This window comes from Flavobacterium sp. KACC 22758, assembly GCF_028736135.1.
GTDB classification, from domain to species: domain Bacteria; phylum Bacteroidota; class Bacteroidia; order Flavobacteriales; family Flavobacteriaceae; genus Flavobacterium; species Flavobacterium johnsoniae.
Genome location: NZ_CP117878.1, coordinates 4,460,789 through 4,485,998, shown reverse-complemented (window position 1 = coordinate 4,485,998; position 25,210 = coordinate 4,460,789). Strand labels below are relative to the sequence as shown.

The 25,210-nt window shown below is 33.7% G+C and carries 23 protein-coding genes; 8 read left to right on the top strand and 15 right to left on the bottom strand.

Going from position 1 to position 25,210, the window contains the following annotated elements; genetic code table 11:
• Window positions 1-3 precede the first annotated feature (3 nt).
• Together PQ462_RS18740 and PQ462_RS18735 are read left to right on the top strand one after the other, a co-directional pair.
• Window positions 4-972, top strand: a complete 969-nt coding sequence (locus tag PQ462_RS18740) for a sulfotransferase family protein (RefSeq protein WP_274251152.1) — start codon at window positions 4-6, stop codon at window positions 970-972.
• 62 nt (window positions 973-1,034) lie between these two features.
• Entirely contained in the window at window positions 1,035-1,697 is a 663-nt protein-coding gene (locus tag PQ462_RS18735; protein WP_012026971.1) for a TrmH family RNA methyltransferase, read from the top strand.
• 86 nt (window positions 1,698-1,783) lie between these two features.
• Here the strand turns inward: PQ462_RS18735 and PQ462_RS18730 are convergent, their stop codons facing one another.
• The 8 genes from PQ462_RS18730 to PQ462_RS18695 all read right to left on the bottom strand — a co-directional run bounded on the left by PQ462_RS18730 (window position 1,784) and on the right by PQ462_RS18695 (window position 10,786).
• Window positions 1,784-2,743 carry a hypothetical protein gene (locus PQ462_RS18730; RefSeq protein WP_012026970.1) on the bottom strand — a complete coding sequence of 320 codons (960 nt, stop codon included), beginning with the start codon at window positions 2,741-2,743 and terminating at the stop codon, window positions 1,784-1,786.
• 81 nt (window positions 2,744-2,824) lie between these two features.
• Window positions 2,825-3,868 (bottom strand): cytochrome-c peroxidase, encoded by a 1,044-nt coding sequence (locus PQ462_RS18725; protein ID WP_274251151.1) that lies wholly within the window; start codon window positions 3,866-3,868, stop codon window positions 2,825-2,827.
• Window positions 3,869-4,026: 158 nt separating this feature from the next.
• Entirely contained in the window at window positions 4,027-4,827 is an 801-nt protein-coding gene (locus PQ462_RS18720) for an MbnP family protein (protein WP_274251150.1), read from the bottom strand.
• Between the two features lie 112 nt (window positions 4,828-4,939).
• A complete protein-coding gene (locus PQ462_RS18715) occupies window positions 4,940-5,317 on the bottom strand; it encodes a hypothetical protein (RefSeq protein ID WP_274251149.1) in 378 nt (125 codons plus the stop codon).
• Window positions 5,318-5,538: 221 nt separating this feature from the next.
• Complete coding sequence (gene secA / locus PQ462_RS18710; protein WP_274251148.1) at window positions 5,539-8,883, bottom strand: preprotein translocase subunit SecA; 3,345 nt, start codon at window positions 8,881-8,883, stop codon at window positions 5,539-5,541.
• 87 nt (window positions 8,884-8,970) lie between these two features.
• Window positions 8,971-9,192, bottom strand: coding sequence for a DUF2795 domain-containing protein (locus PQ462_RS18705; protein WP_007138072.1), 222 nt, complete (start codon window positions 9,190-9,192; stop codon window positions 8,971-8,973).
• A gap of 217 nt (window positions 9,193-9,409) precedes the next feature.
• Window positions 9,410-9,979, bottom strand: coding sequence for a cob(I)yrinic acid a,c-diamide adenosyltransferase (locus tag PQ462_RS18700; protein WP_012026965.1), 570 nt, complete (start codon window positions 9,977-9,979; stop codon window positions 9,410-9,412).
• Between the two features lie 114 nt (window positions 9,980-10,093).
• Window positions 10,094-10,786, bottom strand: coding sequence for an ABC transporter ATP-binding protein (locus tag PQ462_RS18695; protein ID WP_012026964.1), 693 nt, complete (start codon window positions 10,784-10,786; stop codon window positions 10,094-10,096).
• Window positions 10,787-11,076: 290 nt separating this feature from the next.
• Between PQ462_RS18695 and PQ462_RS18690 the strand changes: the two genes are divergently transcribed.
• A complete protein-coding gene (locus PQ462_RS18690) occupies window positions 11,077-11,736 on the top strand; it encodes a DUF6565 domain-containing protein (protein WP_274251147.1) in 660 nt (219 codons plus the stop codon).
• Window positions 11,737-12,085: 349 nt separating this feature from the next.
• Here PQ462_RS18690 and PQ462_RS18685 read toward each other — a convergent pair whose 3' ends face one another.
• From PQ462_RS18685 to PQ462_RS18665, 5 genes are all read right to left on the bottom strand, one after another.
• Complete coding sequence (locus PQ462_RS18685; RefSeq protein WP_274251146.1) at window positions 12,086-12,487, bottom strand: XRE family transcriptional regulator; 402 nt, start codon at window positions 12,485-12,487, stop codon at window positions 12,086-12,088.
• Window positions 12,488-12,663: 176 nt separating this feature from the next.
• A complete protein-coding gene (locus PQ462_RS18680; protein ID WP_274251145.1) occupies window positions 12,664-13,446 on the bottom strand; it encodes a class I SAM-dependent methyltransferase in 783 nt (260 codons plus the stop codon).
• A gap of 19 nt (window positions 13,447-13,465) precedes the next feature.
• On the bottom strand, window positions 13,466-13,960 hold the full coding sequence (locus tag PQ462_RS18675; RefSeq protein WP_274251144.1) for an FKBP-type peptidyl-prolyl cis-trans isomerase: 495 nt from the start codon (window positions 13,958-13,960) through the stop codon (window positions 13,466-13,468).
• 122 nt (window positions 13,961-14,082) lie between these two features.
• A complete protein-coding gene (locus PQ462_RS18670) occupies window positions 14,083-15,945 on the bottom strand; it encodes an ABC-F family ATP-binding cassette domain-containing protein (RefSeq protein ID WP_274251143.1) in 1,863 nt (620 codons plus the stop codon).
• Between the two features lie 91 nt (window positions 15,946-16,036).
• Window positions 16,037-17,008 carry a T9SS C-terminal target domain-containing protein gene (locus tag PQ462_RS18665; RefSeq protein WP_274251142.1) on the bottom strand — a complete coding sequence of 324 codons (972 nt, stop codon included), beginning with the start codon at window positions 17,006-17,008 and terminating at the stop codon, window positions 16,037-16,039.
• A 125-nt stretch (window positions 17,009-17,133) separates the two neighbouring features.
• Between PQ462_RS18665 and PQ462_RS18660 the strand changes: the two genes are divergently transcribed.
• On the top strand, window positions 17,134-18,546 hold the full coding sequence (locus tag PQ462_RS18660) for an undecaprenyl-phosphate glucose phosphotransferase (RefSeq protein WP_274251141.1): 1,413 nt from the start codon (window positions 17,134-17,136) through the stop codon (window positions 18,544-18,546).
• On the opposite strand, the gene PQ462_RS18655 is transcribed toward PQ462_RS18660, so the two are convergent.
• Complete coding sequence (locus tag PQ462_RS18655; RefSeq protein WP_274251140.1) at window positions 18,543-19,280, bottom strand: tyrosine-protein phosphatase; 738 nt, start codon at window positions 19,278-19,280, stop codon at window positions 18,543-18,545. The genes PQ462_RS18660 and PQ462_RS18655 overlap by 4 nt on opposite strands.
• Before the next feature lie 125 nt (window positions 19,281-19,405).
• On the opposite strand from PQ462_RS18655, the gene PQ462_RS18650 reads away from it, so the two are divergent.
• Complete coding sequence (locus PQ462_RS18650; protein ID WP_274251139.1) at window positions 19,406-20,593, top strand: DUF5009 domain-containing protein; 1,188 nt, start codon at window positions 19,406-19,408, stop codon at window positions 20,591-20,593.
• An 87-nt stretch (window positions 20,594-20,680) separates the two neighbouring features.
• Here the strand turns inward: PQ462_RS18650 and PQ462_RS18645 are convergent, their stop codons facing one another.
• The gene (locus PQ462_RS18645) at window positions 20,681-21,271 is read right to left on the bottom strand and encodes a hypothetical protein (protein WP_274251138.1); all 591 of its coding nucleotides are present in this window, start codon (window positions 21,269-21,271) and stop codon (window positions 20,681-20,683) included.
• A 120-nt stretch (window positions 21,272-21,391) separates the two neighbouring features.
• On the opposite strand from PQ462_RS18645, the gene PQ462_RS18640 reads away from it, so the two are divergent.
• The 3 genes from PQ462_RS18640 (at window position 21,392) to PQ462_RS18630 (ending at window position 25,207) form a co-directional block, all read left to right on the top strand.
• Window positions 21,392-22,573, top strand: coding sequence for a hypothetical protein (locus PQ462_RS18640; RefSeq protein ID WP_274251137.1), 1,182 nt, complete (start codon window positions 21,392-21,394; stop codon window positions 22,571-22,573).
• 31 nt (window positions 22,574-22,604) lie between these two features.
• The gene (locus PQ462_RS18635; protein WP_274251136.1) at window positions 22,605-23,768 is read left to right on the top strand and encodes a glycosyltransferase family 2 protein; all 1,164 of its coding nucleotides are present in this window, start codon (window positions 22,605-22,607) and stop codon (window positions 23,766-23,768) included.
• A gap of 83 nt (window positions 23,769-23,851) precedes the next feature.
• On the top strand, window positions 23,852-25,207 hold the full coding sequence (locus PQ462_RS18630) for a dihydrolipoamide acetyltransferase family protein (protein WP_274251135.1): 1,356 nt from the start codon (window positions 23,852-23,854) through the stop codon (window positions 25,205-25,207).
• The last annotated feature ends 3 nt before the right edge of the window (window positions 25,208-25,210 follow it).

Here is a 25,210-nt window from a genome sequence, read left to right as displayed (position 1 = left end):
AAAATGGAAAATATAAATCATCCTCTTTTTAATTGGATTCCGTATAAGTTAATTGAAAAAGATAACCAAGTTTATTTTGAATGGCTTTATGTGTCTGATATAAAATTTGCAGAGCCTTTTTTTGATGAAACTATTTCCAAATGTAAAAGTCATCAATATAATTCTAAAATAGTAAAAGCAGCAAGTTCTGTTGAGAACCTGATAGAGTGGTCTCAGGAATTAGAATCAGTTGAATTGAAATCGCTGGTTTTTCATGTTTCCCGTTGTGGTTCGACTATGCTGAGCCAGTGTCTGGCCACTTCATCTGAAAATATTATGATTTCTGAAGGACCCATTTTTGACCAGATTCTAAGAAGCGATAATTTTGGTTTAGAGAAAAAAGCAGCTCTTTTAAAAGCAGTTCTGAAATTTCTGGGACAAAAAAGATTTCCGGAACAAAAGAATTTAATTTTAAAACTCGATGCCTGGCATATTTTTAATGCAGGATATTTAAGAACTATTTTTCCTGAAATTCCTTTTGCACTGCTTTACAGAAATCCCGTTGAGGTTTTAAAATCGCACCAAAAGTTAATGGGAATGCACATGGTTCCTAATTTAATTCCGCCCACCGTTTTTGGAATCACCGCTCAGGAAATGGAAAAAACAAATTTTCAGCAATACGGAGCCTTGGTCTTGGAAAAATATTTTAAGGGTTTTCTGGATTTTTATCAAACAGATGAAAATGTTACGCTTTTGAATTATAATGGAGGAATGGAAAATGTTATCGAAAAATTCATATCGTTTATTGATGTCGATTATGGTTTTGATGAACGTCAAAAAATGTTTGAACGTTTACAAAAGCATTCTAAAGATGGAAATGTAGTTTTTAAAGGAGATTCTTTTAAAGAAGAAGCGCTGGATGTGGATTTTGAAAAAGTTAACCGACTGTTTGAGAATTTAAATAATATACTTCTGGAGTACTCAGAACGTTGAAAATGTAAATCAATTTTCATTTTGTTTATTTCTAATGTATTTTTGCGCCAAATACATATAAAATGATTGATTTAGATTACCTGGCATTTCTTGAAGATATATTAACAGATAACCGAAAAGAGAAATTTCTAAAAGTATTAGAAAATCGTACGAAGCATTTTACTATTGCTGTCGAAGATGTTTACCAAATGCATAACACAAGTGCTGTAATGCGCAGTTGTGAAGTTTTTGGAATTCAGGAGCTTAATATTATCGAACAGCGTTTTGGAAAAAGAATTGATAAAGAAATTGCTTTGGGCGCTCAAAAATGGGTTGACATAAACCGATTTGATACTGTCGACGGCTGTATTTCGTCTTTAAGAGATAAAGGATATCAAATTATTGCGACAACACCGCACGAAAATGACTGCTTGATTCAGGATTTTGATATTTCAAAACCAAGTGCTTTATTTTTTGGAACTGAAAAAGACGGTCTTTCGCCTGAAATTCTTGAAAAAGCAGATGGTTTTCTTAAAATTCCAATGGTAGGTTTTACTGAGAGTTTGAACATTTCTGTTTCGGCTGCAATTATCATCCAAAACTTAACCAACAGATTGCGAAATTCAGATATCAAATGGAAACTGTCTGATGAAGAAATACTGCAAAAACGTCTTGACTGGGCTAAAAATTCAATTAGAGATATTAAGAGAATCGAAGCACGTTATTATCAGGATAACCCAAGATAAATTGCAAGATAAAAATTAGCCGTAAATTCGAATTTACGGCTAAAAAAACTTAGAATCTTAGTTCCTCAGTGCCTAGCACCTAAAAACTACAAAGTATAATTCAAATTAATGCTCCATCTGTAATTGGCTTCCATATTGCCATTTGAAAGATTCTGCTGAATAGGAAGCATTGCATTTATACCAATAGAAAAACGGTCTTTACCTGCTTCGATACCAAATTTTCCAAACAAAATATCTCCGGCAGTATTGGGTAAATCTAAATTGTACTGTTTATTTGTCTGATAGACTTCTCCTGCAAGACCTGCCTGCGGCACAATCTGAAAATCATTTGCATTAAACAAATAAAAGAAAGTACCGGCATAATTAAACTGATCGCCGTATTGGTAATTTTTAGTGTTTTCTGTTTTTAAGATATAATTTACGGTTGTATTTAAACCAAGATTTTTATGTTTGATAACATATTCTGTTACTAAAGGAAAATCCCAGCTTCCGGTTCCTAATTGAAAACTCTGGTTTATAGTCCCCAGGTTGTTAATTTCTTTAAATTTTCCGGTTGGTATTTTAACTCCCCCGCCAACATTTAATTTATGAGTAAAAACGGTGCTGTCTTTTTTAGTTTCATAAACCGTATAAAGTCCCATAATTGTAATATCTCCTAATCCTTCAATGCTTTGCGTTCCGGCAGTTAATTCTCTTTCATGAAAATGATACGGAACCAAAGCTGAAATCTGAATTTTCTCAGTAATTGGAATTCTTGCCCAGGCCTGAATGGTATTAAAGTTTTCATCTATCCACGGAGAATTAGCAAAAATTCCGTCACGGCTTGTGTAGCTTTGTTTGAAGTATCTTAAACCTACAAAGTTGTTGTTAAGCATAGAACTGAAACCCATACTTCCGCCGCTTGCAGAACAACCGCAGGCATCACAGTCAAAATCTTCCATCATTTCTAAACGATGAAAAGTGAAAGCAGAAATACTGTCTTTTTCAGTAAAACTAAAAACTGAAAAGCCAGCCAAAAGAAAACATGTTACGATTAATTTTTTCATTTTAATTATTTTTTTGCCTCAGATTTTTGATATGATTAAACTTTGTATTTAATCTGTGAAATCTGCGGCTGTATTTTTATTCTAATATTCAGCGAAACGTTTATCTGTCAAATACTGCGTATCCGTCAGTGTTTTCAAAAAAGCAATTATCTGCTGTTTTTCAGTTGCAGAAAGCGGGATTCCAAATTTTCCATTTTGTTTTAAAATAGGATCTAGTGTTTTAGAATCTTCAATACCGCTGGCATAATGATCCAGAACACCTTCAAGAGTTCCAAATCTTCCGTCATGCATGTATGGGCCGGAAACTTCTACATTTCGTAAACTTGGCACCTTAAATTTATAATAGTCAGATGCAAGCTCTGTAACCTTATATCTTCCTACATCATTAACAGCCGGATTTACTGCTAAACCATTATTTCTAAATGAATTGTCGGTTTGTAAATCAGTAGCATGGCACGAAGCGCATTTTGATTTAAATAAATCGTATCCTGCCTGTTCTTCACTTGTAAAAGTACCGCCGGCTTCGTTTCTTCTGTATTTGTCAAATTTTGAATTTGATGAAACAACCATAACCATAAACTGCGAAAGGGCTTTCAGCATATTTTCGGTTGTGATTGCGCCATCATCAAAAGCCTGACTAAACAATTTTTGATATTCCTTATCGGCTTTCATCATTTTTAAAATGGCATTTAAATCGCCATTCATCTCAATAATACTTGTAAGCGGAATAATTGGCTGTAAATCTAAATGATCTGCTGCGCCATCGTACATAAAAATGTTTTGATACGCTAAATTTTGAATTGACGGCGTATTTCTTGTTCCTTGTGCGTCGTTTACTCCGTGGCTTACGGTGTGTCCGTGATGTGTAAAAGCATTGGCTTGTATATGGCAGAAACCACAAGAAACTACTCCGTCTGAAGCTAAACGACCGTCATAGAATAATTTTTTCCCTAATTCGAATCCTTTTTCTGTAGGCGGATTTAGTTCAATGTTATAAGCCAGAGCAGGAAAGTTAGATGGTACTTTAAATTCTAAAGGTACATTTACATATTCTTCATCCTCATTATTAGAACAGCTCCATAACAACGGAATAATCAGCCATAGAAAATATTTTATTTTCAACATGATTTTTAAGTTTTTAAGAAGCACAAAAGTTCTGGTTTAGCCCTTCCGATGGTAATCGGGACACGTGGCATCTTTTTGCGTTTGCAGCTGCAAACGCAAAAGAGATAGCAGGAAGTGAGTTCTTGAAAACTCTAACTTTTGTGCTCCTGAAAATGAATTTAGTCGTTATGTACGTGGTCTACTCTAAACATAGTATTGAAGTTTTGAGTAATTAGAGGTAAGTTTGCACCACCCATAATCATAGCGCCCATTCCGCCCATGTTGTTGTCTGAAAGTTTGATTTTGTTTGTACCGTCGATAACTTTAGAAAGATCTGTAATGATGTGAACTGCTGGAGTAATGTTAGTACGAACCAAAGCTTTAGTAGGGAAATCTATAGTTACTTCAGTATAGTTGTAGTCAGTTCCTGTTTTTCCGGTATGAATCATAAATGGAGTTGCAGTTGTAACAGTAGGCGAAGTAAAAGTTCCTTCAAGAGCAAAGAATTTGTAACCTGCAGCCCAAGACCACATCATGCCTGCAGCATCTGCCTGTGCAAGAAAATCTCCCTGACCAGCTGCTCCTAATTTCCATTGTTCTTCATCAACTCCAATTCCAAATTTTACTTTTACGTAATCTCCGGCAGGAATATCTGTCAGTTTAAACTGTTGTCCGGCTGCAGTAGATTCGTCAGCAATAAAGTAGCTTTTGCTTTTTGGGTAAGTAAAAGTGCTTCCGTCAGCTTTTGTAAAAACTACATTGCTTACAATATATTTTACAAGGCTTATTTTTAATACTTCATTGTTAGAAGTTGTGTTTCCCTGTGTATTTAAAATAAGGTCGTTTGTTCCGTAAGCGTTGTCAAATTTTAATGTAATATTTCCGTTTCCTGCTGCTTCCTCGTTGTCATCGCTTGAACAAGAAATTAATGATAGAGAGATTGCTGCAATAGCGAAAGCTTTGTATAGTATGTTTTTCATTTTAAGGATTTTTATATAAAAATTTAAATTTAAAGTATGCGTAAACGCTTTTTCATTGATTTTAAAGCAATGAAAATTGATTTCAATAAAATTGAAATAAGAATTTAAAAAATTATATAAAAAGGGAAGGCGGATGAAAAGCCGCAATTGAAACAGAAACTGGTTTTTTATCTAAAAACGAAAAGTTTCTGGTTGTTGTTTCAACAGGTGCAATTAATTTGTATTGTGCAGTTGTTGTATTTTGAATGTAAACAATCTCTGATTTCTCTTTTAGATTGTCCTGCATTTTTTTTTCGTTATCAGCGTATTTTTTTAAGCTTTTTTGAAGTTCACATCGACCGTTACATGTATTAAAAACCTGTTTGCGCTGCACACAGATAGTTTTTACAATTTCGTCCTGATTGATTTTAAAAGAAGCATAAACAAAGAAATTGCCAAAAGATGGCACCAGAAGGATACAAGAAAGTAATATGATAAAAAACTTCTTCAAAGGTTGATTTCGTTGTTTCGACTGCAAAAATACATTATATTCATTTTAGAACGAATTTATTTTTAAGTTTTTTTTAGTGCTTTTTTTATTTTTTTTAATGTTTTATAAATGAATGTAATTTGAATAAAAAAACCGACAAGCTTTTGAAACTTGTCGGTTTTGAATATTTAATTTGATTATCAGTCTGAAAATTGCGGCTGAAAATCGAATACTGAAAATTATTATTTAACAAGAACCCAAGTTCCTGCAGCGATAAGACTTTCAGCTTTTTTAAATTTCATTGTTTCTGTTTTGCCAGTTGCAACTTCCTGAACTGTAACAGTATCATTTCTGTTGATTTTTGGCATATCTCTAACGATAGTTTCTGTAACCTGACGCTGTTGAGTTTCTCCTGCTTCACGGTTGATACTTTCGCTGTTTGGAATTTCGTCTTTACTTAATTGTAAATTTTCTTTTGGACGAGCTACTTCTCTTGCTTCGTGAATTTCAGGAACGTTTTGAGCAGGTAAATCACCTTTGAATAAGAATGAAATAACTTCTTTGTTAACGTTGTCAAGCATTCCCCTAAACAAGTTGAAAGCTTCTAATTTGTAGATAAGCAAAGGATCTTTTTGTTCGTGAACGGCTAATTGAACAGATTGTTTCAATTCGTCCATTTTACGCAAATGTTTTTTCCATGCTTCATCAACAATAGAAAGTGTGATGTTTTTCTCGAAATCAGCAATTAATTGAGCGCCTTCGCTGTCATAAGCTTTTTTCAAGTCTGTTACCACATTCAAAGTTTTAATTCCGTCTGTAAATGGAACTACAATTCTTTCAAAATGATTGTTTGGCTCTTCGTAAACTCCTTTGATAATTGGGAAAGCTTCTCTTGCGCTTCTTTCTGTTTTTTCAGTGTAGAAAGCTAAAGCTTCTTTGTATACTTTTCCAGTAACTTCGATGTCATTTAATTTTGTGAAATCTGCTTCAGAAATTGGAGAAGTGATTCCGAAATAACGAATTAAATCAAACTCAAATCCTTTAAAATCATTTGTTACTTTACTGTTGCTTACGATTAATTCGCAAGTATCATAAAGCATATTTGCAATATCCAGTTTCAAACGCTCTCCGAACAATGCATGACGACGACGTTTGTAAACTACTTCACGTTGCGAGTTCATTACGTCATCATATTCTAATAAACGTTTACGAACACCAAAGTTGTTTTCTTCTACTTTTTTCTGAGCACGTTCGATAGATTTAGTCATCATAGAATGCTGAATAACTTCACCTTCTTTCAATCCCATTCTGTCCATTACTTTCGCAACTCTTTCAGAACCGAATAAACGCATTAAGTTATCTTCAAGAGAAACATAGAATTGAGAACTTCCTGGATCTCCTTGACGACCAGAACGACCACGTAACTGTCTGTCTACACGACGAGAATCATGACGCTCTGTACCAACAATTGCTAAACCTCCTGCAGCTTTTACTTCTGGAGATAATTTAATATCGGTACCACGACCAGCCATATTTGTTGCAATAGTTACAACTCCAGCTTTACCCGCTTCTTCAACGATTTGTGCCTCTTGCTTGTGCATTTTAGCGTTCAATACGTTGTGTGTGATTCCTCTCATTTTAAGCATACGGCTTAATAATTCTGAAATCTCTACAGAAGTTGTTCCAATCAAAACTGGTCTTCCAGCTTGAGATAGTTCCGTAACATCTTCGATTACAGCGTTGAATTTCTCACGTGTTGTTTTGTAGATATAATCTTCTTTATCAATTCTTGCAATGCCGCGGTTTGTTGGAATTTCAACAACGTCTAATTTATAAATCTGCCATAACTCACCTGCTTCAGTAACCGCTGTACCAGTCATACCAGCCAGTTTGTTATACATTCTGAAATAGTTCTGTAATGTAACAGTTGCAAAAGTCTGCGTTGCAGCTTCGATTTTTACATTTTCTTTAGCTTCGATAGCTTGGTGAAGACCATCAGAATAACGACGACCATCCATGATACGACCTGTCTGCTCATCGACAATCATAATTTTGTTGTCCATGATAACGTACTCAACATCTTTTTCGAATAAAGCATACGCTTTTAAAAGTTGAGTAAGAGTATGAATACGCTCGCTTTTTACTCCAAAATCCTGGAATAATCTTTCTTTAGCTTCCGCTTCAGCGTCTTTATCTAATTTTTGTTTTTCAATTGCAGCGATTTCTGTTCCAATGTCTGGTAAAACGAAGAAATCGGCATCAGTATCTCCAGAAAGGTATTTGATACCATTGTCTGTTAATTCTACCTGATTGTTTTTCTCTTCAATCACAAAGTATAAAGCTTCGTCAACTTTATGCATTTCGCGATTGTTGTCCTGCATATATTGATTTTCAGTTTTTTGAAGCAATTGTTTAATTCCTTCTTCACTTAAAAATTTAATTAATGCTTTGTTTTTAGGTAAAGATCTGTAAGCTCTTAATAATAAGAAACCACCTTCTTTAGTATTTCCTTCTTTGATTAATTTTTTAGCTTCGGCTAAGAAACCATTTGCTAACTGACGCTGCTGTGCAACTAAGTTTTCAATTTTTGGTTTCAATTCGTTGAATTCGTGACGATCTCCCTGAGGAACTGGTCCAGAAATGATAAGCGGTGTTCTTGCATCATCAATTAATACAGAATCGACCTCGTCGACAATTGCAAAATTGTGTTTTCTCTGCACTAAATCGCTAGGAGAGTGTGCCATGTTATCTCTTAGGTAGTCAAAACCAAATTCGTTGTTGGTTCCGTAAGTGATATCTGCGTCGTAAGCTTTTTTTCTAGCCTCAGTACTTGGCTGGTGATTGTCGATACAGTCAACAGATAAACCGTGGAATTCGAATAAAGGTGCTTTCCACGTGCTGTCACGTTTTGCTAAGTAGTCATTCACCGTTACTAAGTGAACTCCGTTTCCAGTTAAGGCATTTAAGTAAAGAGGAAGTGTAGCAACCAAAGTTTTACCTTCTCCCGTTTGCATTTCGGCAACTTTACCTTCGTGCAGTACCATACCGCCAATTAACTGAACATCGTAGTGAATCATGTCCCAAGTGATGTCTTTTCCGGCAGCATTCCATTTGTTAGCCCAAATAGATTTTTCTCCGTCAATAACGATATATGGTTTTGTTGCAGAAAACTCACGGTCTTTTGCAGTAGCCGTAACTTCGATATGAGCGTTTTCTTTGAAACGACGAGCCGTTTCTTTTACTACAGAAAACGCTTCCGGAAGAATTTCCAATAAAGTTTTTTCAGAGATTTCATAAGCTTCTTTTTCAAGAGCGTCTATCGCATCATAAATATCTTCTCTTTTGTCGATATCTTCAATTTTTTCAACTTCGGCTTTAAGAGAAGCAATCTTTGCATCTTTATCTGCTCTTGCTTCTTTAATTCTTTCTTTAAAGTATGTTGTTCTTGCTCTTAATTCGTCGTGAGACAAACTCATTAAGCTCGATTCGAAAGTTTTAATTTTGTTTAGGTAAGGCTGCAGGGCTTTAACGTCTTTTTGAGACTTATCACCCACAAATACCTTAATGATGCTGTTTATGAAACTCATAATTTATTGTATTTCTATAATTATATAATGTGTATTTGAACCAAAAAAAAAGCCTCTGTGATGAGACTTTTTCCTTTGGTTTATTTTTTAATATTCATCCTCATTCCAAAGATAATCTTCGTCTGTTGGATAATCAGGCCAAATTTCTTCCATTGATTCATATATCTCACCTTCATCTTCGATTGACTGAAGGTTCTCTACTACTTCTAATGGAGCACCAGCTCTAATAGCGTAGTCTATAAGTTCGTCTTTGTTAGCAGGCCATGGCGCATCACTTAAATAAGATGCTAATTCTAATGTCCAATACATCTGTTATCTGTTTAGTTTGTGCAAAAATAAATTTTTTACTGAAAAAGACAAGTAAAATTTGATTTATTTTAATAAAATTTAAGAACGTCTTTACTAGTATGCAGTTTTCAGTGCCAGTTTTCAGTTTAAAAACTGAAATTTGCTGCTAATTGCTATATTTTTTTAGTACTCAGTTTTTGTGTGAGTTTGCAGTTTGAAAACTGAAAACCGTGACTGTTTACTTACGCGGAATCCATTTCACTTCCTCCGCTTTAAGGTCTGAGGACAACTTTCGTGCCAAGACAAAAAGATAGTCAGAAAGTCGGTTTAAGTACATAATTGCGATTTCAGGAACGTGTTCGTTATGACTTAAATGTACTGCCAAACGCTCTGCGCGACGGCATATACAGCGCGCTATATGACAATGTGACACGGTAGGATGGCCGCCCGGTAAAACAAAATGTGTCATTTGCGGAAGGCTTTCTTCCATTTTGTCTATTTCATTTTCAAGCAATTCAATATCAGAATCAATTATTCCGAGATTTTTTAAGCGAAGTTCTCCGTTTTTTAAAACTTCTTTTTCCTGCGGTGTTGCCAAAATGGCGCCTACAGTAAAAAGACGATCCTGAATTTCTATTAAAATAGTTTTATAATGCGAATCGATTTCCTGATCGCGAATTAATCCGATATAAGAATTGAGTTCATCAACAGTTCCATAACTGTCAATTCTAATATGATCTTTAGGAACACGTGTGCCTCCAAAAAGTGCTGTTGTTCCTTTATCGCCTGTTTTGGTGTATACTTTCATTTTTTTAAAGATGCTAAGGTTCTGAGATACTAAGATTCTAAGGTTTCAATACTTTTGAAATAACCTAAAATCTAGTTTTTCTTTTTCCGATTAAACAATTAACCAAATAAACGGTTAAACAGATCTACTCGTGTCACTTTCAATTAAACCGTCTCGTAAACGGATAACTCTGTGTGCATACGCAGCAATATCTTCTTCGTGGGTTACTAGAATAACAGTATTTCCCTGTGCATGAATATCTCCAAAAAGTTTCATGATTTCTACAGAGGTTTTACTGTCCAGGTTTCCTGTAGGTTCATCGGCTAAAATAATCGAAGGTTTGTTTACCAGAGCGCGGGCAATGGCAACACGCTGGCGCTGACCTCCTGATAACTGATTGGGCTGGTGATCCATTCTATCAGCGAGATTTACTTGTTTTAAAACCTCGGTGGCTCTTACATTTCTATCTGATTTTGAATATCCGGCATAAATCATTGGCAGTGCAACATTATCCAGTGCCGTTGTTCTGGGTAAAAGATTGAAGGTTTGAAAAACAAAACCTATTTCTGTATTACGTATTCCGGCAAGTTCATCATCGCGCATTTGGCTGACATCTTTTCCGTTCAAAACATATCTTCCGGAAGTAGGCGTATCCAAACAACCCAATAAATTCATTAAAGTTGATTTTCCGGATCCCGAAGGTCCCATTAAAGCGACATATTCGCCTTTGTTGATTTCTAAATTAATTCCTTTTAAAACATATACAGTTTCATTGCCCAATATGAAATTTCGTCGTATGTCGGTTATTTTAATTAATGGATCTGCCATTTTATTTTACAATTTTGGATTTAAAAGTACAAAACACTTTTCAATAAAAATGATAAGTAGTTTAGAATTGGATTTTGTTACAAAAGCTTTTTTATAGGTATGTGCCCAAAAGAATATGTTTTTTAAACCATAAAATAGTTACATGATTTTGGTTGGGTTTTGTATAATTATCATTATTTTAAGAGTTTTATAGTATTAAGATGTTTTTTGGTTTAAAAACGTGTTAATAATGTAAATTGTTCGGGTGGGTATTTGGTACATTTGATTAATTAATTAAAACAATCAACATTATGAGAAATATAAAAATAGCCTCGGCAGTTACATTATTAGTATTAGGATTAACATCTTGTAAAGATGAAAAACAAGAGAAAGCTCAAAAAACAATCGACTCTTATGTAGCCTACGTCGATTCTGTAAAAAATGTTTCAGCAGATAATTTAAAAGAAAACTGGAAAACTGTTGAAGCAGAATATGATAGAAAGTCTCAAGAAGCTCAAACAGCGCTGGCTGATCTTAAAGATAATTCGGCTGCGACCGAAAAAATAAACGCCAGCAAAATTAAATATGAAGAGTTTAAAAATGAGATGACCACCGTTTTTGCCCCTCCGGCTCCAAGCCCAAAACAACAATTAAGAGATGCCTTATTTGGTGCTGGAAAAATTGGTGATGATATGAATTTCAGCTGGGTAAATGCTCAAAATATTCACAGCGTTTATCAGCAGTTCGTTCACACTGTAGAAAATAATAAAGATAAATATTCAAGAGAAGACTGGGATGAAGTTAAACTGATGTATGAAGCACTTGACAGCCGTAAAAATACAGTTGAAAAAGAAGGTCTTACAGCAGAAGATAACAGAAAAATTGCCGGTTTAAAAATCAAATTTGCACCAATGTATACTGTTAACAGAATGGGTGCTAAATCTGAAGAGAATAAAGATGCTAAAAAATAAAGTTTAAATTTTTATTAAAATGAAAAAGACGATCAGAAATGATCGTCTTTTTTTTATGCTTTTAATGTAAACTTATACTTGTCGATTTTTATATACGATTTCATTCCGTTAGGAATGTTTCGTAGGTAGTAGAAAGAATAGAGGGGCGCGATTTACGTTCCGTAGGAACGTTTGATATGCCAGATTTTAATAACCAAACGTTCCTACGGAACGTAAAACGATGAAAAAAATATAATTTTCTACCAATGAAATGTTCCTATGGAACAAAAAAATGTGTAAAATAAAATGATGCTGCTCTGACTTTTGCGACAGTTGCTTTTTATGTTTTAATGAAAGATAATTCTAAAATTTATTTGCCAATTAATTTTTCAAGCTTTGCCATCATTTCGTCTTTTTCTTTCAGCATACGCTCATATAAGGCAATTTTTTCTTCATGCAATTGAACAATCTTTTCAATTGGATTATAGTTGTTGATTATTAATCCAGTTGCATAATCATGGGCATTGAACGTACTTGCAATAATATTTACTGCTTGCCCTTCATCAAAATTTTGAAAAGCTTCAACAGGAATTTTTAAAGAATTAGAGATTTGTTTTAGCAGATTGTCTTCAATAACCTCTTTTTGTTCGAGTATAGAAATTTTTTTCTGGTTCCAGTCTTCTCCCAAATCATAAGCGAGTGCTTCCTGTTTTATGCCAAGCATTTCTCTGAATCGCTTTACGTTTCTTCCCTGATGAATTTTCTGTTCCATAATGAATGTCGTTTTTCTTAAGGTTCAAAGATAAACCTATCTGTACTAAAAAATCTGAATTTCAAAGATAAAAAAACATCTTATAAAACATCTTTTTTTGTCAGATATTATATCTAAATTTAGAATGGTTTATCTTAATTTGTTTTCTTAAATGTTTAAGTAAAAGGAAGTAATTTTTATGCTCTAATTACAAAATGTTCTTTTTCCTGTTCGTATCTAAAAAACACGAATCCCCATTGAAAGGTGTCGATGGTGACTTTTACTTTTGAATGATTTTTGATAATCTCCCAGGCTTCTTCCATTTCCGGAGACCAATGAATGTCATCAAAAATCCAGATAGAATCGTTGTTTATTGTTGGAAGTAAAAGATTAAAATATTCTAAAGTTGCTTTTTTAGAATGATTGCCATCAAAATATATTAAATCCCAACTACAGATATTTGCTGAGCCTTCGTGCAAGAATTTGCTAAATTCTGAATTAACAAAGTCAAAGTTAAAATCTGGAAATTGTTTGTTAAATAAATTTTCCGCGACTGATTGTGTATTTTGACAGCCTTCAAGACTAAGCAAAAAAGATTCTTTACTTCCTAATGTAAGAGCTGAACTCGCTAATCCTAATGAAGTACCAATTTCTAGAATGTTTTGCGGCTTAAAATAATTTGTAACACGAAATAATAATTCAGCACGTTTTGGAGAAATTCCGGCTGTTGATGCAATTTTTGAAATCTGTCTTTTGTTTGATTTAAAAACTTTTGAACCAGCGCCAAAATCTGTTACTTCAATGAAATTTTTATTTTCAAGAAGTGATTTTCTGTAATTCGTTAGAATTTGATATTCTGGTTTTGGCTTTTTATCATAAAAACATTTCGTAAGTAAATTAAAAACAAAAGGCGAATGTACGCCGTGTTCGTTTGTAGAATGCCAAAGAAAATTTAAATACGATTTGATTTGAAACAACATGCGGGTTTAAAATATGATCTTAATTAACAGAAACTAAAGTGATTTCAAATATCAGTACAGCGCCTCCGGGAACAGTTTTGTTTCCATTGCTGCCGTATCCTAAATGAGCAGGTACAAAAAGCTGTATTTCGCCGCCTGATTTTAAAAGCGGAATTCCCTCTTTCCATCCCGGAATAAGAGTACGAAGCGAATATGAAACTCCTTCTGTGCTTTCATCAAAAACTTTCCCGTTAGTAAAGTAACCTTTGTAAATAACGGTTATATTAGAATTTAATGTAGGATGTCCGTCATTTTCATTTCCTTCTGTGTTTTCTCCTTCGCTTTGACTTTCTCCTTCTTTGGTAATAATGTAATATAAACCAGAATTTGTTCTTTGTGCAGTTAAATTATTCTGAGCTAAATAATCAACAATCTCTTTCTCATTTTCAGCAGTATAATCTTTGACTTCATCTTTGTCTTTAGAACAAGAAATAAAAAGTATTAATGAAAGTAAAGCAGTTAAAAGTTGTTTCATATTTTATCTTTTTAAATAATTAAATATTTTGGTTTCACAGAGCTTCACAAAGAAAACGCAAAGATTCACAAAAAATTTCGTGTAACTCTGTGTGTTTTCTTTGTGAATCTTTGCGTAATAGATTACCCTTCAATCTTTGCAGAAAGTTCGAACCATCGTTCTTCTTTTGAATCAATTTTATTTATGATATTTTGAAGCTCGTTTGCTTTTTTTTCAATATCAGCATCGGCTACTTTTCCATCAGAGAATAACTGTTCGATTTTAGCTTTTTCAATTTCTAAATCCTTGATTTCTCTTTCAATTTTTTGATATTCTTTTTGTTCGTTAAAGCTTAAATTTCCGGTTGGGTTATTTTGTTTCCAGTCTTTCTTTTCGGCTTTGTTTTCTTCTTTTTGAGCAACATCGGCACTGTCTTCGTAAGCGCGGAAATCAGAATAGTTTCCTGGGAAATTCTCGATTTCGCCTTGTCCTCTAAAAACAAATAAATGATCGACGATTTTATCCATAAAGTAACGGTCGTGCGAAACAACCAATAAACAGCCTGGATAATCTAAAAGGAAACTCTCTAAAACGTTAAGCGTTACAATATCCAAATCGTTTGTAGGCTCATCAAGAATTAAAAAGTTTGGATTCTGGATTAAAACTGTACATAAATACAAACGTTTTAATTCTCCTCCGCTTAATTTTTCTACATAATCGTATTGTTTTTTAGCATCAAAAAGAAAACGCTCTAACAATTGTGAAGCCGAAATGATTTTTCCTTTTGCAAGCGGAATATATTCTCCGTATTCCTTAATAATATCAATAACACGCTGACCCGGTTTTGGATTAATTCCGGATTGTGTGTAATACCCAATTTTAATTGTGTCTCCTTTTACAACGCGTCCGCTGTCCGGCGGAATTGTACCCGTAAGCAGATTTAAGAAAGTAGATTTTCCGGTTCCGTTTTTACCAATAATCCCAATTCTTTCACCACGCTGAAAATCAAAACTGAAATTATCCAGAATAACACGGTCTTTGAATTTTTTAGAAAGTTTATGAAGCTCAATAATTTTGCTTCCCATTCTTTCCATATTAATTTCAAGTTCGACTTTGTTTTCTTTACGTCGGCTTTGTGCTTTTTCTTTAATTACATAAAAGTCATCCTGACGTGATTTAGATTTGGTTGTTCTTGCTTTTGGCTGGCGTCGCATCCATTCTAATTCTTTTACAAATAAGTTTTTAGCTTTGTCAATGCTCGAATTTTCAGAAGTTATTCGCTCTTCTTTTTTCTCTAAATAGTAAGAGTAATTTCCTTTGTATTGGTATAATTTTCCGTTGTCTAATTCGATAATTTCATTGCAGACACGTTCCAAAAAGAAACGGTCATGCGTTACCATAAACAACGTAATATTTTCTTTGGCAAAATAGCTTTCAAGCCATTCGATCATTTCAAGATCTAAATGGTTGGTTGGCTCATCGAGAATCAATAAATCTGGGCGATTAATTAATATGATAGCCAGTGAAAGACGTTTTTTTTGCCCTCCCGAAAGATTTTTTACTTTCAGTTTAAAATCTTCCAGTTTTAATTTGAATAAAATCTGTTTGTACTGTGTTTCAAAATCCCATGCATTATGCTGATCCATTCCGTCAAAAGCTTTTTGATATGCTTCTTCGTCATCTGGATTTTCTAATGCTTTTTCGTAAGCTTCAATTATTTTAAGGGTTTCATTATCTGAAGCGAAAATACTTTCTTCAATTGTAAGTTCATCCTGAAGGTTGTTATCCTGAGAAAGAAACGCCATTCTAATTCCTTTTCTTAAAACAACCTGCCCTGTATCTGGTTCGTCTAAGCCGTTAATAATGCTCATAATGGTAGTTTTACCAGAACCATTTTTGGCAATAAAAGCAATTTTTTGATCTTTATTGATTCCAAAAGAAATGTTGTCAAAAAGGACTCTTTCGCCAAATGACTTCGATATATTTTCTACAGATAAGTAATTCACTTTGTAATTGTAAGTTATAAATTATGAGTTATGAGTATTTTGAAAAACATAACTTTCTGCAAAAGTAAACTTTTATCTTACGATTTGCGAATTATTTATGGAGATACGAACTCAGGATTGAACTCAAATCTATATAATGAATTTGCTGCGGATTATTTAAAATAGGTTTCCGTACCAAAGATTCGTTTGTAATAAAATAATGAAGACCGTCTTTTGTCGCAATTCCTTCTATTTGATGAAATGGAAGTTTAAGATCGATTTTTCGTTTATTGCCGGATAAAAAATCATTGTTTTTAAAATCATATAAAAGATATAAAAAAGTTTTTCCGGTTTTTGAATAACCGCAGAGAGCAATGATTTTTTTATCTTCTAAATAAACGGCACCAGTTACTAAACCTTTCGTGTCTAAAGTGTTTTTGAATTGAGCAATATGATTTCCGGGTTGTTTGGGTAAAACATAAATATTAGTTTTAGAGGATTTCCATTGTTTAGAAAACAAATAAATACTGTCTTTTGAAACTATAAAAGCTTCACAGTCAAAATCAGTCGTGTTTGGTTTTTGTGCCGATAAATTTGTCTGGTCAGAATAGTTAAATGAAATTTTTTCGATAATTGGATTCTGTGCTAAAAACGACTTTTTTTCAATTTTCAAAATATTTAAATCCGTTCGGTTTCCACTGTAGTTATTTCCAAAATCGCCAATGTATATATGTGTACTGTCCTGCGAAATTTCTTCCCAGTCATGATTGGTAACATTTTCAAGAATGATTTTCTTTTTAATTTTTCCTAAAGAATCTAATCCGTAAATCGTTTTGTCATGATCGTCATTATGTGTCCATAGTAAATTATCAAAAACAATTAATCCCGAAGTTTCTTTAACAGAATCGCTCAGCCTTACTGAATATTCAGGTTTTAACTTTAAATTTTTATAAACGCAGCTTCCGTCATTTTCTGTCGCAATTGAATTGTAGTTTTTAGAAACAGGGTCTGTACAGCCCGAAATTTGGGCATGAATCGAAAAAACAGATAAAAGAAAAAAGAATAGAAAGCGCAATATTACCATATCTTAAATTTTGGTTGAAGCAAAAGTAAAATTTTTCAAGATTAGCTGGAAAAATAAGATTATTAATATAAATAAAATGTTATTTTGCACTTGTAAGTTTAGCTTTAAACTGAGTTTCCCCAAATATGAGAATTTTAGAAGAACTGTCACGATTTAGAATGTCCAGGTATTTCAAACTTTTGTTTGTGTGCTGGGATGTCATTTTGTTAAATACTGCGATACTGCTTTCTTCTTTAGCCAGATTTGGGAGTTTAGACGAACTTTTAATAAAAGAAGAAAGGACAGTTTCTGTCCTGGCTAACTTAATTTGGATAGGATTATTGCTGAATAAAGATTCATACAGAATGATTCGTATAGAACGTATTGAATCTATTTTAAAACGAACCATAAGAAAACTGGTTATTCATGCTTCGATAATTTCAATTATTGTAGTGTATCTAAAATTTGCTGATATTTCCAGACTTCGACTGTTGTATTTCTATTTGTTCTTTTTTGTGATTTTGTTGGTTTCCCGATATATTTCAATGAAGCTTTTAAAAGAAATTAGAGCAAAGGGATATAATTTTCGAAAAATTATTATCGTAGGCGCAAATGAAACTGGCGAAAGAATGCGAAAAATTTTGGCTAAAGATTTGACTTACGGCTATAAGTTTTTGGGTTTTTTTGATGAAAAAGCCGATCCTGTTTTTTCAGATCAGCTCATTGGCGGTTTTGATGAAATTCAGGATTTTATAGTTCAAAAAGAAGTAGACGAAATGTACGTTGCCCTGCATATAGATGATATTGCAGTAATCAATAAACTGGTTAAAATCTGCGAACAAAATATGGTGAGAATTAAATTTGTTCCTGATTTTCAATTGTACACAAAATCAAGTAAAGTAGAAATTACTTTTTATGAAAATACTCCGGTATTAATGCTCCGCCGTGAACCTTTAGAATCTGTAACCAATAAACTGATAAAAAAAGCTTTTGATGTTTGTTTTTCGGCCTTGGTGATTCTGCTGATATTTCCCTGGCTTTTTCCAATCGTAATGCTGATTATAAAATTAGAATCGCCAGGTCCAGTTTTCTTTAGGCAAAAACGTTCCGGACGAGATAACAGACCTTTTGTCTGCTTAAAATTCAGGAGCATGTACGTTAACGATCTTGCACACGATAAGCAGGCAGGAAAAGGAGACAGCCGTGTAACAAAATTTGGAGCTTTTATTCGTAAAACCAGTATTGATGAACTGCCGCAGTTTTTTAATGTATTTTGGGGAGATATGTCAGTAGTTGGGCCAAGGCCACACATGATAAATCTTGCCAAAGAATACAGCGAATTGATTAATAATTATTTAGTACGCCAGTTTGCAAAACCAGGTATTACCGGCTGGGCACAAGTTAACGGCTATCGAGGCGAGACAAAAGAACTGGCTGATATGGAAAATAGAGTAGAATATGATATTTGGTATATCGAAAACTGGAGTTTACTTCTCGATATCAAAATCATAGTGAGGACTGTAATAAACATCCTTAAAGGTGATGAAAACGCCTATTAGAATTTAAAAAACTGATTGTTAGCAATAACTTCCTTTAAGTTTGAAGCCGCATCTATTTTGATTTTTTGATGCATAGATTCTATATGACTGCTGTGATGCACATCGGTTCCTGTAAAATCGTACATTCCTTTTTTTAATAAAAGTGCAGCAGTTTTGGTAATTTCACTTCCATAATAACCTACTGTAGCCAATAAATTAAGCTGAAACAAACATCCTGATTTTTTCAGCTTTTCATATTCATCAAAATTTTTATGAAAATAGGTATATCTTTCCGGATGCGCCAAAACCGGAATATAGCCGGCAAGCTGAATATCAAAAATAATTTTATATAAGTTGAAAGGCGCACTTAAATACGATATTTCAACCAATATGTAATTGTCTTTTAAAGTGAGGAGTTTTTCTGTTTTTAGATGATTTTCAAACCAGTCATCCATAAAATATTCTGCAGCGGCTTTAAACGGAATAGGTATATTTTCTTCTTTTAATAAAAGCTGAGTTTCGTTTAATTTTTCTAAAATATCCTGTTCAGAATTGTTCCAGACATAATGGTTAATATGCGGTGTAGTTACAAATTGAGAGATTCCCAATTCCTGAAAAGCTTTTGCCAGTTTAACCGTTTTTTTAATCGTCTTTGCACCGTCGTCAATTCCCGGAAGCAAATGCGAATGAATGTCGACATAATCGCCCGCTAAAAGATCTTTTAAAAAAGGTTTTGATTTAAAGAATGCTAACATGCGTGCAAAAGTAAAGAATTGATCTCGTTTTTATTTATGTTTCACAAAATACTTCAAAATAAAATAATGTAACAATGTAACAACATTTTAGAATTATATTATATTTGATAAAAAAGTAGTATTTTATGAAAATTAAAGAGAATTTATATAATCAAAGGATTATTTCGATTGATGCTTTACGTGGAATTACCATTTTTGTAATGATATTTGTAAATGAGCTTGCAAGCATTCAAAATGTACCTCAATGGATGAAACACATGCCCGCAGATGCAGATGCGATGACCTTTGTCGATTTAGTTTTCCCTGCTTTTTTATTTATAGTTGGAATGTCAGTTCCATTTTCATTTAACGCCAGATTAATAAAAGGCGACAGTCCAAAAGTAATTTGGACTCATACCTTAAAACGTGCTCTAGCATTAATCATAATTGGTGTTTATATGGTTAATTCAAGTGAAGGTTACGATGCCTCAAAAATGATAATTACACCTGCATTTTGGGGGCTTTTAGCTTATTCAATGCCAATTCCTATCTGGAATAAATATCCAAAAGATTTTTCGGTTGTATTAAAATCCATTTTGCAATATGGCGGCATGCTGGTTTTAATTGCACTTTATTTTTTATATGTTCAGGAAGAAACAGGAAAAATAGGAATCACGCCAAAATGGTGGGGAATTCTGGGTTTAATAGGCTGGGCTTATCTTATTTCAGTAATTTACTATTGGCTGGTTTCTGGAAAATTATGGGCAATGATTGTTTTCCTGATAATCTGTGTTGCCGGAAATTCAGCTAAACTGACCCCAAGTGTAAATATGCCGGAATGGCTGGGTTTTATAGCAGGTCATTTGACACATGCGACATTAGTGTCAGCCGGAATCGTAATTTCGCTTTTGTTTTTTGATAGAAAAATCGAAAACAAAATCAATTGGCCGGTAATAGGTTTTATAATTTTGTTCTTTGCCACTGGATTTTTTCTACGTCAATATTATGGAATTTCAAAAATACACGGAACACCTGCATGGACACTAATTTCTGCCGGAATCTGCACCGTTCTGTTTTACTTTTTGTATTGGTTAATTGAAGTTAAAAAACAAACTAAATGGAGTGAGTTTTTTATGCCTGCTGCAGCAAATCCGTTATTAATTTATATTCTGCCGGGTGTTATTTATTATTTCTGCAAAGTTGTCAATCTTCATATAATTCCCGGATATTTTAGAGAAGGCATTCCCGGAATTCTTTGGTCTTTAGTGTTTTCGATTATAATGCTTTACGTAATGAAAATCTTTAATAAGTTTAAAATTCAGCTTCATCTTTAATTTTTAGTCACAGTTTGCAGTCACAGTTTGCAGTCACAGTATTCATTCTGAGACTGTAAACTGTAAATTGTGACTGAATACTGTAAACTATTCTATAACAACAGATTTTATCTCCAGACTTGCTCCGGAAACCGGATTATAGTTCACAAAATTGAATTTACAGAGATTATGAATATTTAATGTTTTTCCGTTTGGATCACCATCTTGTTTAAAATCCGTCCATGGGATTTTTATCGTTGTAAATTTTTTGGCAGAAACAGGTAAATCAACTCTGGGGTGCGCACCGCCATGAATGCAGCCAGTTCCTTCTGCGTTTCCTTCTCTTGCCTGGATTTTTATAAGATGAGAAGATTTGTAAGTAATACTGAGGTATTTTGAACTTTCAGATAAAATCGTCGGCGCGCCGTCGTTAGAATCTGCTTCTGTAATCATTACATTCAGTTCGATTTCTCCAATCGGATTATCTTTTGCGGTAACTTTTATTATACCTTTTTCTTTTCGAATCCTGTTAATCGTTTCCTGATTTTCCAGGGCTGGACCGGCAATATACCAGGTTGAGGTTTTTACCAAATCAAGACCGGAATTCGAAGTTTTTTCTATAGCAGCGAAACCTAATATTCCAAACCATACAGTCAGGAAAAGAAAGACACTTAAAAAAGCCAGAGTTTTGTTTTTCATCGAAAGAGAAATTGTTTACTGTATTCAAAAATAGAATTTTCTTTTTATTATTTTTAAAATAACGTCTATTCTGAATAAAATTCTAAATTTGTAAGATATTGTTTTTGAAAAACTTACAACATGAAAATTGCAAAACTTCTATTGGGTTTCTTTTTCTTTTTTCAAATGCAAGTCTGCTATTGCCAAAACGATTCTATTTCGAGAAACAATAAAGATATTCTTGATGTTTTGTATAAGCTTTTTAATAAAAACGATTCATTACGAAAAAATGAGAATAAAAAAATAGCATTTTCCCTGCTTCCGGTACCACTTGATGCCAATAAAAATGCCGGTTTGGTCGTGTCGTTTTTAACTACCTTTTATCTTGGCGACAGCAACAAGACTAAAATGTCTCAGGTTTCATTTTCGCCCTATTTTAGTTTCACCAAACAATATGTTTTTCCTGTTCAAAGTTATATTTATACAAAAGATAACAAATGGAATTTTATAGGCGATTATCGGTATATGATTTATCCGCAGGATACTTACGGTTTGGGCGGACATAATACAGATGAAAAAATGTCAACTCTGGATTATCAGCAATGGCGTTTTTATCAGTTTGCAACCCGAAAAGTAATTGGTAATTTCAGACTCGGACTGGGATTGCTGCTGGATAATTACCAAAACATTTCAGAAGACTCTTATATAGATGAAGAAACAGATTACGTTAAATATATGAATGGTGATTTTTCAGATGAAACTTCTTTTGGAGCAGCTATTCAAGGACTTTATGATTCCAGAGAAAACAATGTAAACCCAGAACAAGGTTTGTATGTTGAGGCAGATTACCGAATTAATACAAGCGGTGTCGAAGGTAAAAAATGGAATTCAATTTATTTTGATGCCCGGAAATACCATTCTTTTCATAAATACAAACATCGGGTTTTAGCTTATCGTGCCTTTTATTGGTCAACTTTTGGCGGAAAACCTCATTATTTAGATCTGCCAAGTATTGGCTGGGATCGCGATGGAAGAACCGGACGCGGATTTACCAGAAACAGGTTTCGAAGTAATGCCCTGATTTATTTTGAAACGGAATATCGAACTGATATTTCAAAAAACGGATTTTGGGGCGCCGTATTTTTTACCAATATTTCTTCGGTTTCAAAATTAGAAACGTATCAGTTTAAAAAATGGAATCCGGCAATTGGAACGGGATTACGTATTAAATGGAACAAGAAAAACAACAGTAATTTAGTTCTCGATTACGGAATTAGTAAAAACGACTGGTCATTGCGGTTAGGTTTAGCCGAAAATTTCTAACTTCCCCCAAAATAAAATTTCAAATTTTTCAATGCAATTATCGGTTATCATCCTTAATTATAATGTGCGTTACTTTCTGGAACAATGTGTTTTAAGTGTTCAGGAAGCCATTTCTGGTCTTGATGCTGAAATTATTGTGGTCGATAATAATTCATCAGATGATAGTTGTTTGATGATGAAAACAAGATTTCCCGAAGTTAAATTAATTGAAAACAAAGAAAATTTCGGTTTTCCAAAAGGAAATAATATTGCCGTTAATCAGGCAGGAGGGAAATATATCTGCATTTTAAATCCTGATACTGTCGTTGCCGAAGATACATTTACTAAAATTTTGGCTTTCGCCGAAGAAAAACAAGATCTGGGAATTGTAGGCTGTAAATTAATTGACGGCACCGGAAGTTTTCTTTCCGAAAGTAAACGTGGTATTCCAACGCCCTGGGTTGCTTTTACAAAGATTTTCGGATTGTATAAAATATTTCCCAAATCAAATCTCTTTAATCGTTATTATGCCCAGCATTTAAACGAAAATCAAACCGGTAAAGTTGAGATTTTGGTGGGAGCATTTATGCTTTTAGAGAAAGATTTATACCAAAAATTAAAAGGTTTTGATGAAAACTGTTTTATGTATGCCGATGATATCGATTTGTCTTACCGTACGCTGGAGATGAAAAGAAATAACTATTATTTTCACGAAACCACTGTTTTACATTATAAAGGAGAAAGCACCATAAAAGACGAGTTGTATATGAAACGTTTTCAGGATGCGATGAACTTTTTCTATCAAAAGCATTTTAAAAAATCATGGTTTTTTAGTTTTTTCATCAAATTAGGAACATGGTTTTTTTCTTTTGTAAAAATGTTTCAGGGAAAACCAAAAGAAAAACCGCTGCCGGAAAGTTATATTTTGTACTCCGAAAATGCGAATTTGTCTAAAAAACTGGCTTCGATTTTAGAAAATAAAGTTCGATTTTTAGATTTCAAAAAAGAAAAAATGGTAAATTCGTGCCTGATTTTAAAGGGCAAAAAGGCAGAGATCATTTTGGATAATCACTATGTTTCATTCAAAAAATGTATCAATATCATAGAAACTCTTAAAGATAAGAACATTACTTTTAAGATTTTCCCTAAAAAGGCAAGTTATATTATTGGAAGTAATTCAAGAAATGACAGGGGGCAAATCATTAAAATTGAGTAAAAATTATATTAAGTGTAAATTATATTTAAAAATTTCAGTAATTTCGCAATCAGAAAATCAAAATCACCCTTTAGAATAATAATATGGCAAGATTTGAATTAAAGCTTCCAAAAATGGGAGAGAGCGTCGCTGAAGCAACCATTACTAACTGGTTGAAAGAAGTGGGAGACAAAATTGAAGCTGATGAAGCTGTACTGGAAATTGCAACTGATAAAGTTGACAGCGAAGTGCCAAGTGAAGTATCAGGAATTTTAGTTGAACAATTATTTGGCAAAGATGATTTAGTTCAGGTGGGGCAGACTATTGCAATTATCGAAACAGAAGGTGGTGATGCGCCTGCAGTAACTCCGGCTGCCGAAGTTTCTGCACCTGCAGAAGCAGTAGAAATAGAAAAAACTATCGAAGCAGTAAAAGAAACCGTAACTGCTCCGCAGGATTTTGCAGGGTCAGATAAATTCTTTTCTCCTCTGGTAAAAAATATTGCAAAAGAAGAAGGTATTTCTGTTGCAGAACTAGATAGTATCCAAGGTTCAGGAAAAGACGGCCGAGTAACAAAAGATGATATTTTTAAATATATAGAAGACCGCAAATCAGGTGTTGTACAAGCTCCGAAAGCAGTTGAAGAAGCTTTAAAAGCAGTGGTTGAAACACCAAAGGCTGTTGTTGAAACTCCGAAAGCAGAACCAGTCGCTCAAAAAAGCCAGCAGGCTGTTCCGGTTTCTGTAAACGGTGGTGACGAAATTGTAGAAATGGACAGAATGCGTAAACTGATTTCAGGTTACATGACCGCTTCAGTACAAACTTCGGCTCACGTTCAGTCTTTTATTGAGGTTGATGTAACCAACATTGTAAAATGGAGAGATAAAGTTAAAACTGCTTTTGAAAAAAGAGAAGGCGAAAAACTGACTTTTACACCAATTATGATGGAAGCAGTTGCAAAAGCGTTAAAAGATTTCCCGGGAATGAATATTTCTGTTGACGGTGATTATATTATCAAAAAGAAAAACATCAATTTAGGAATGGCGGCTGCATTGCCAAACGGAAATTTAATTGTTCCTGTAATTAAAAATGCAGATCAGTTAAACCTTGTTGGAATGGCAAAAGCGGTTAACGATTTAGGAAACCGTGCAAAAGCAGGAAAATTAAAACCAGACGATACACAAGGCGGAACTTACACTGTAACAAATGTTGGAACTTTTGGAAGTGTTTTTGGAACGCCTATTATTAATCAGCCTCAGGTTGGAATTTTAGCCCTTGGTGCGATTCGTAAAGTTCCTGCGGTTATCGAAACTCCGGAAGGAGATTTCATCGGAATCCGTCAAAAAATGTTCCTGTCTCACTCTTACGATCATAGAGTGGTAGATGGTGCATTAGGAGGAAGTTTTGTGAAAAGAGTAGCAGAATATTTAGAAGCTTTTGATGTAGACAGAGACTTCTAGTCT

Bases quoted from the DNA above. Each gene is read 5' to 3' on its own strand.
- PQ462_RS18690 (WP_274251147.1), top strand. From the start codon at position 11,077: ATGAGAAATATAAAAATAGCCTCGGCAGTTACATTATTAGTATTAGGA.
- PQ462_RS18740 (WP_274251152.1), top strand. From the start codon at position 4: ATGGAAAATATAAATCATCCTCTTTTTAATTGGATTCCGTATAAGTTA.
- PQ462_RS18640 (WP_274251137.1), top strand. From the start codon at position 21,392: ATGAAAATTGCAAAACTTCTATTGGGTTTCTTTTTCTTTTTTCAAATG.
- PQ462_RS18660 (WP_274251141.1), top strand. From the start codon at position 17,134: ATGAGAATTTTAGAAGAACTGTCACGATTTAGAATGTCCAGGTATTTC.
- PQ462_RS18685 (WP_274251146.1), bottom strand. From the start codon at position 12,487: ATGGAACAGAAAATTCATCAGGGAAGAAACGTAAAGCGATTCAGAGAA.
- PQ462_RS18630 (WP_274251135.1), top strand. From the start codon at position 23,852: ATGGCAAGATTTGAATTAAAGCTTCCAAAAATGGGAGAGAGCGTCGCT.
- PQ462_RS18725 (WP_274251151.1), bottom strand. From the start codon at position 3,868: ATGTTGAAAATAAAATATTTTCTATGGCTGATTATTCCGTTGTTATGG.
- PQ462_RS18650 (WP_274251139.1), top strand. From the start codon at position 19,406: ATGAAAATTAAAGAGAATTTATATAATCAAAGGATTATTTCGATTGAT.
- PQ462_RS18675 (WP_274251144.1), bottom strand. From the start codon at position 13,960: ATGAAACAACTTTTAACTGCTTTACTTTCATTAATACTTTTTATTTCT.
- PQ462_RS18695 (WP_012026964.1), bottom strand. From the start codon at position 10,786: ATGGCAGATCCATTAATTAAAATAACCGACATACGACGAAATTTCATA.
- PQ462_RS18705 (WP_007138072.1), bottom strand. From the start codon at position 9,192: ATGTATTGGACATTAGAATTAGCATCTTATTTAAGTGATGCGCCATGG.
- PQ462_RS18655 (WP_274251140.1), bottom strand. From the start codon at position 19,280: ATGTTAGCATTCTTTAAATCAAAACCTTTTTTAAAAGATCTTTTAGCG.
- PQ462_RS18665 (WP_274251142.1), bottom strand. From the start codon at position 17,008: ATGGTAATATTGCGCTTTCTATTCTTTTTTCTTTTATCTGTTTTTTCG.
- PQ462_RS18635 (WP_274251136.1), top strand. From the start codon at position 22,605: ATGCAATTATCGGTTATCATCCTTAATTATAATGTGCGTTACTTTCTG.
- PQ462_RS18680 (WP_274251145.1), bottom strand. From the start codon at position 13,446: ATGTTGTTTCAAATCAAATCGTATTTAAATTTTCTTTGGCATTCTACA.
- PQ462_RS18645 (WP_274251138.1), bottom strand. From the start codon at position 21,271: ATGAAAAACAAAACTCTGGCTTTTTTAAGTGTCTTTCTTTTCCTGACT.
- PQ462_RS18730 (WP_012026970.1), bottom strand. From the start codon at position 2,743: ATGAAAAAATTAATCGTAACATGTTTTCTTTTGGCTGGCTTTTCAGTT.
- secA (WP_274251148.1), bottom strand. From the start codon at position 8,883: ATGAGTTTCATAAACAGCATCATTAAGGTATTTGTGGGTGATAAGTCT.
- PQ462_RS18735 (WP_012026971.1), top strand. From the start codon at position 1,035: ATGATTGATTTAGATTACCTGGCATTTCTTGAAGATATATTAACAGAT.
- PQ462_RS18700 (WP_012026965.1), bottom strand. From the start codon at position 9,979: ATGAAAGTATACACCAAAACAGGCGATAAAGGAACAACAGCACTTTTT.
- PQ462_RS18720 (WP_274251150.1), bottom strand. From the start codon at position 4,827: ATGAAAAACATACTATACAAAGCTTTCGCTATTGCAGCAATCTCTCTA.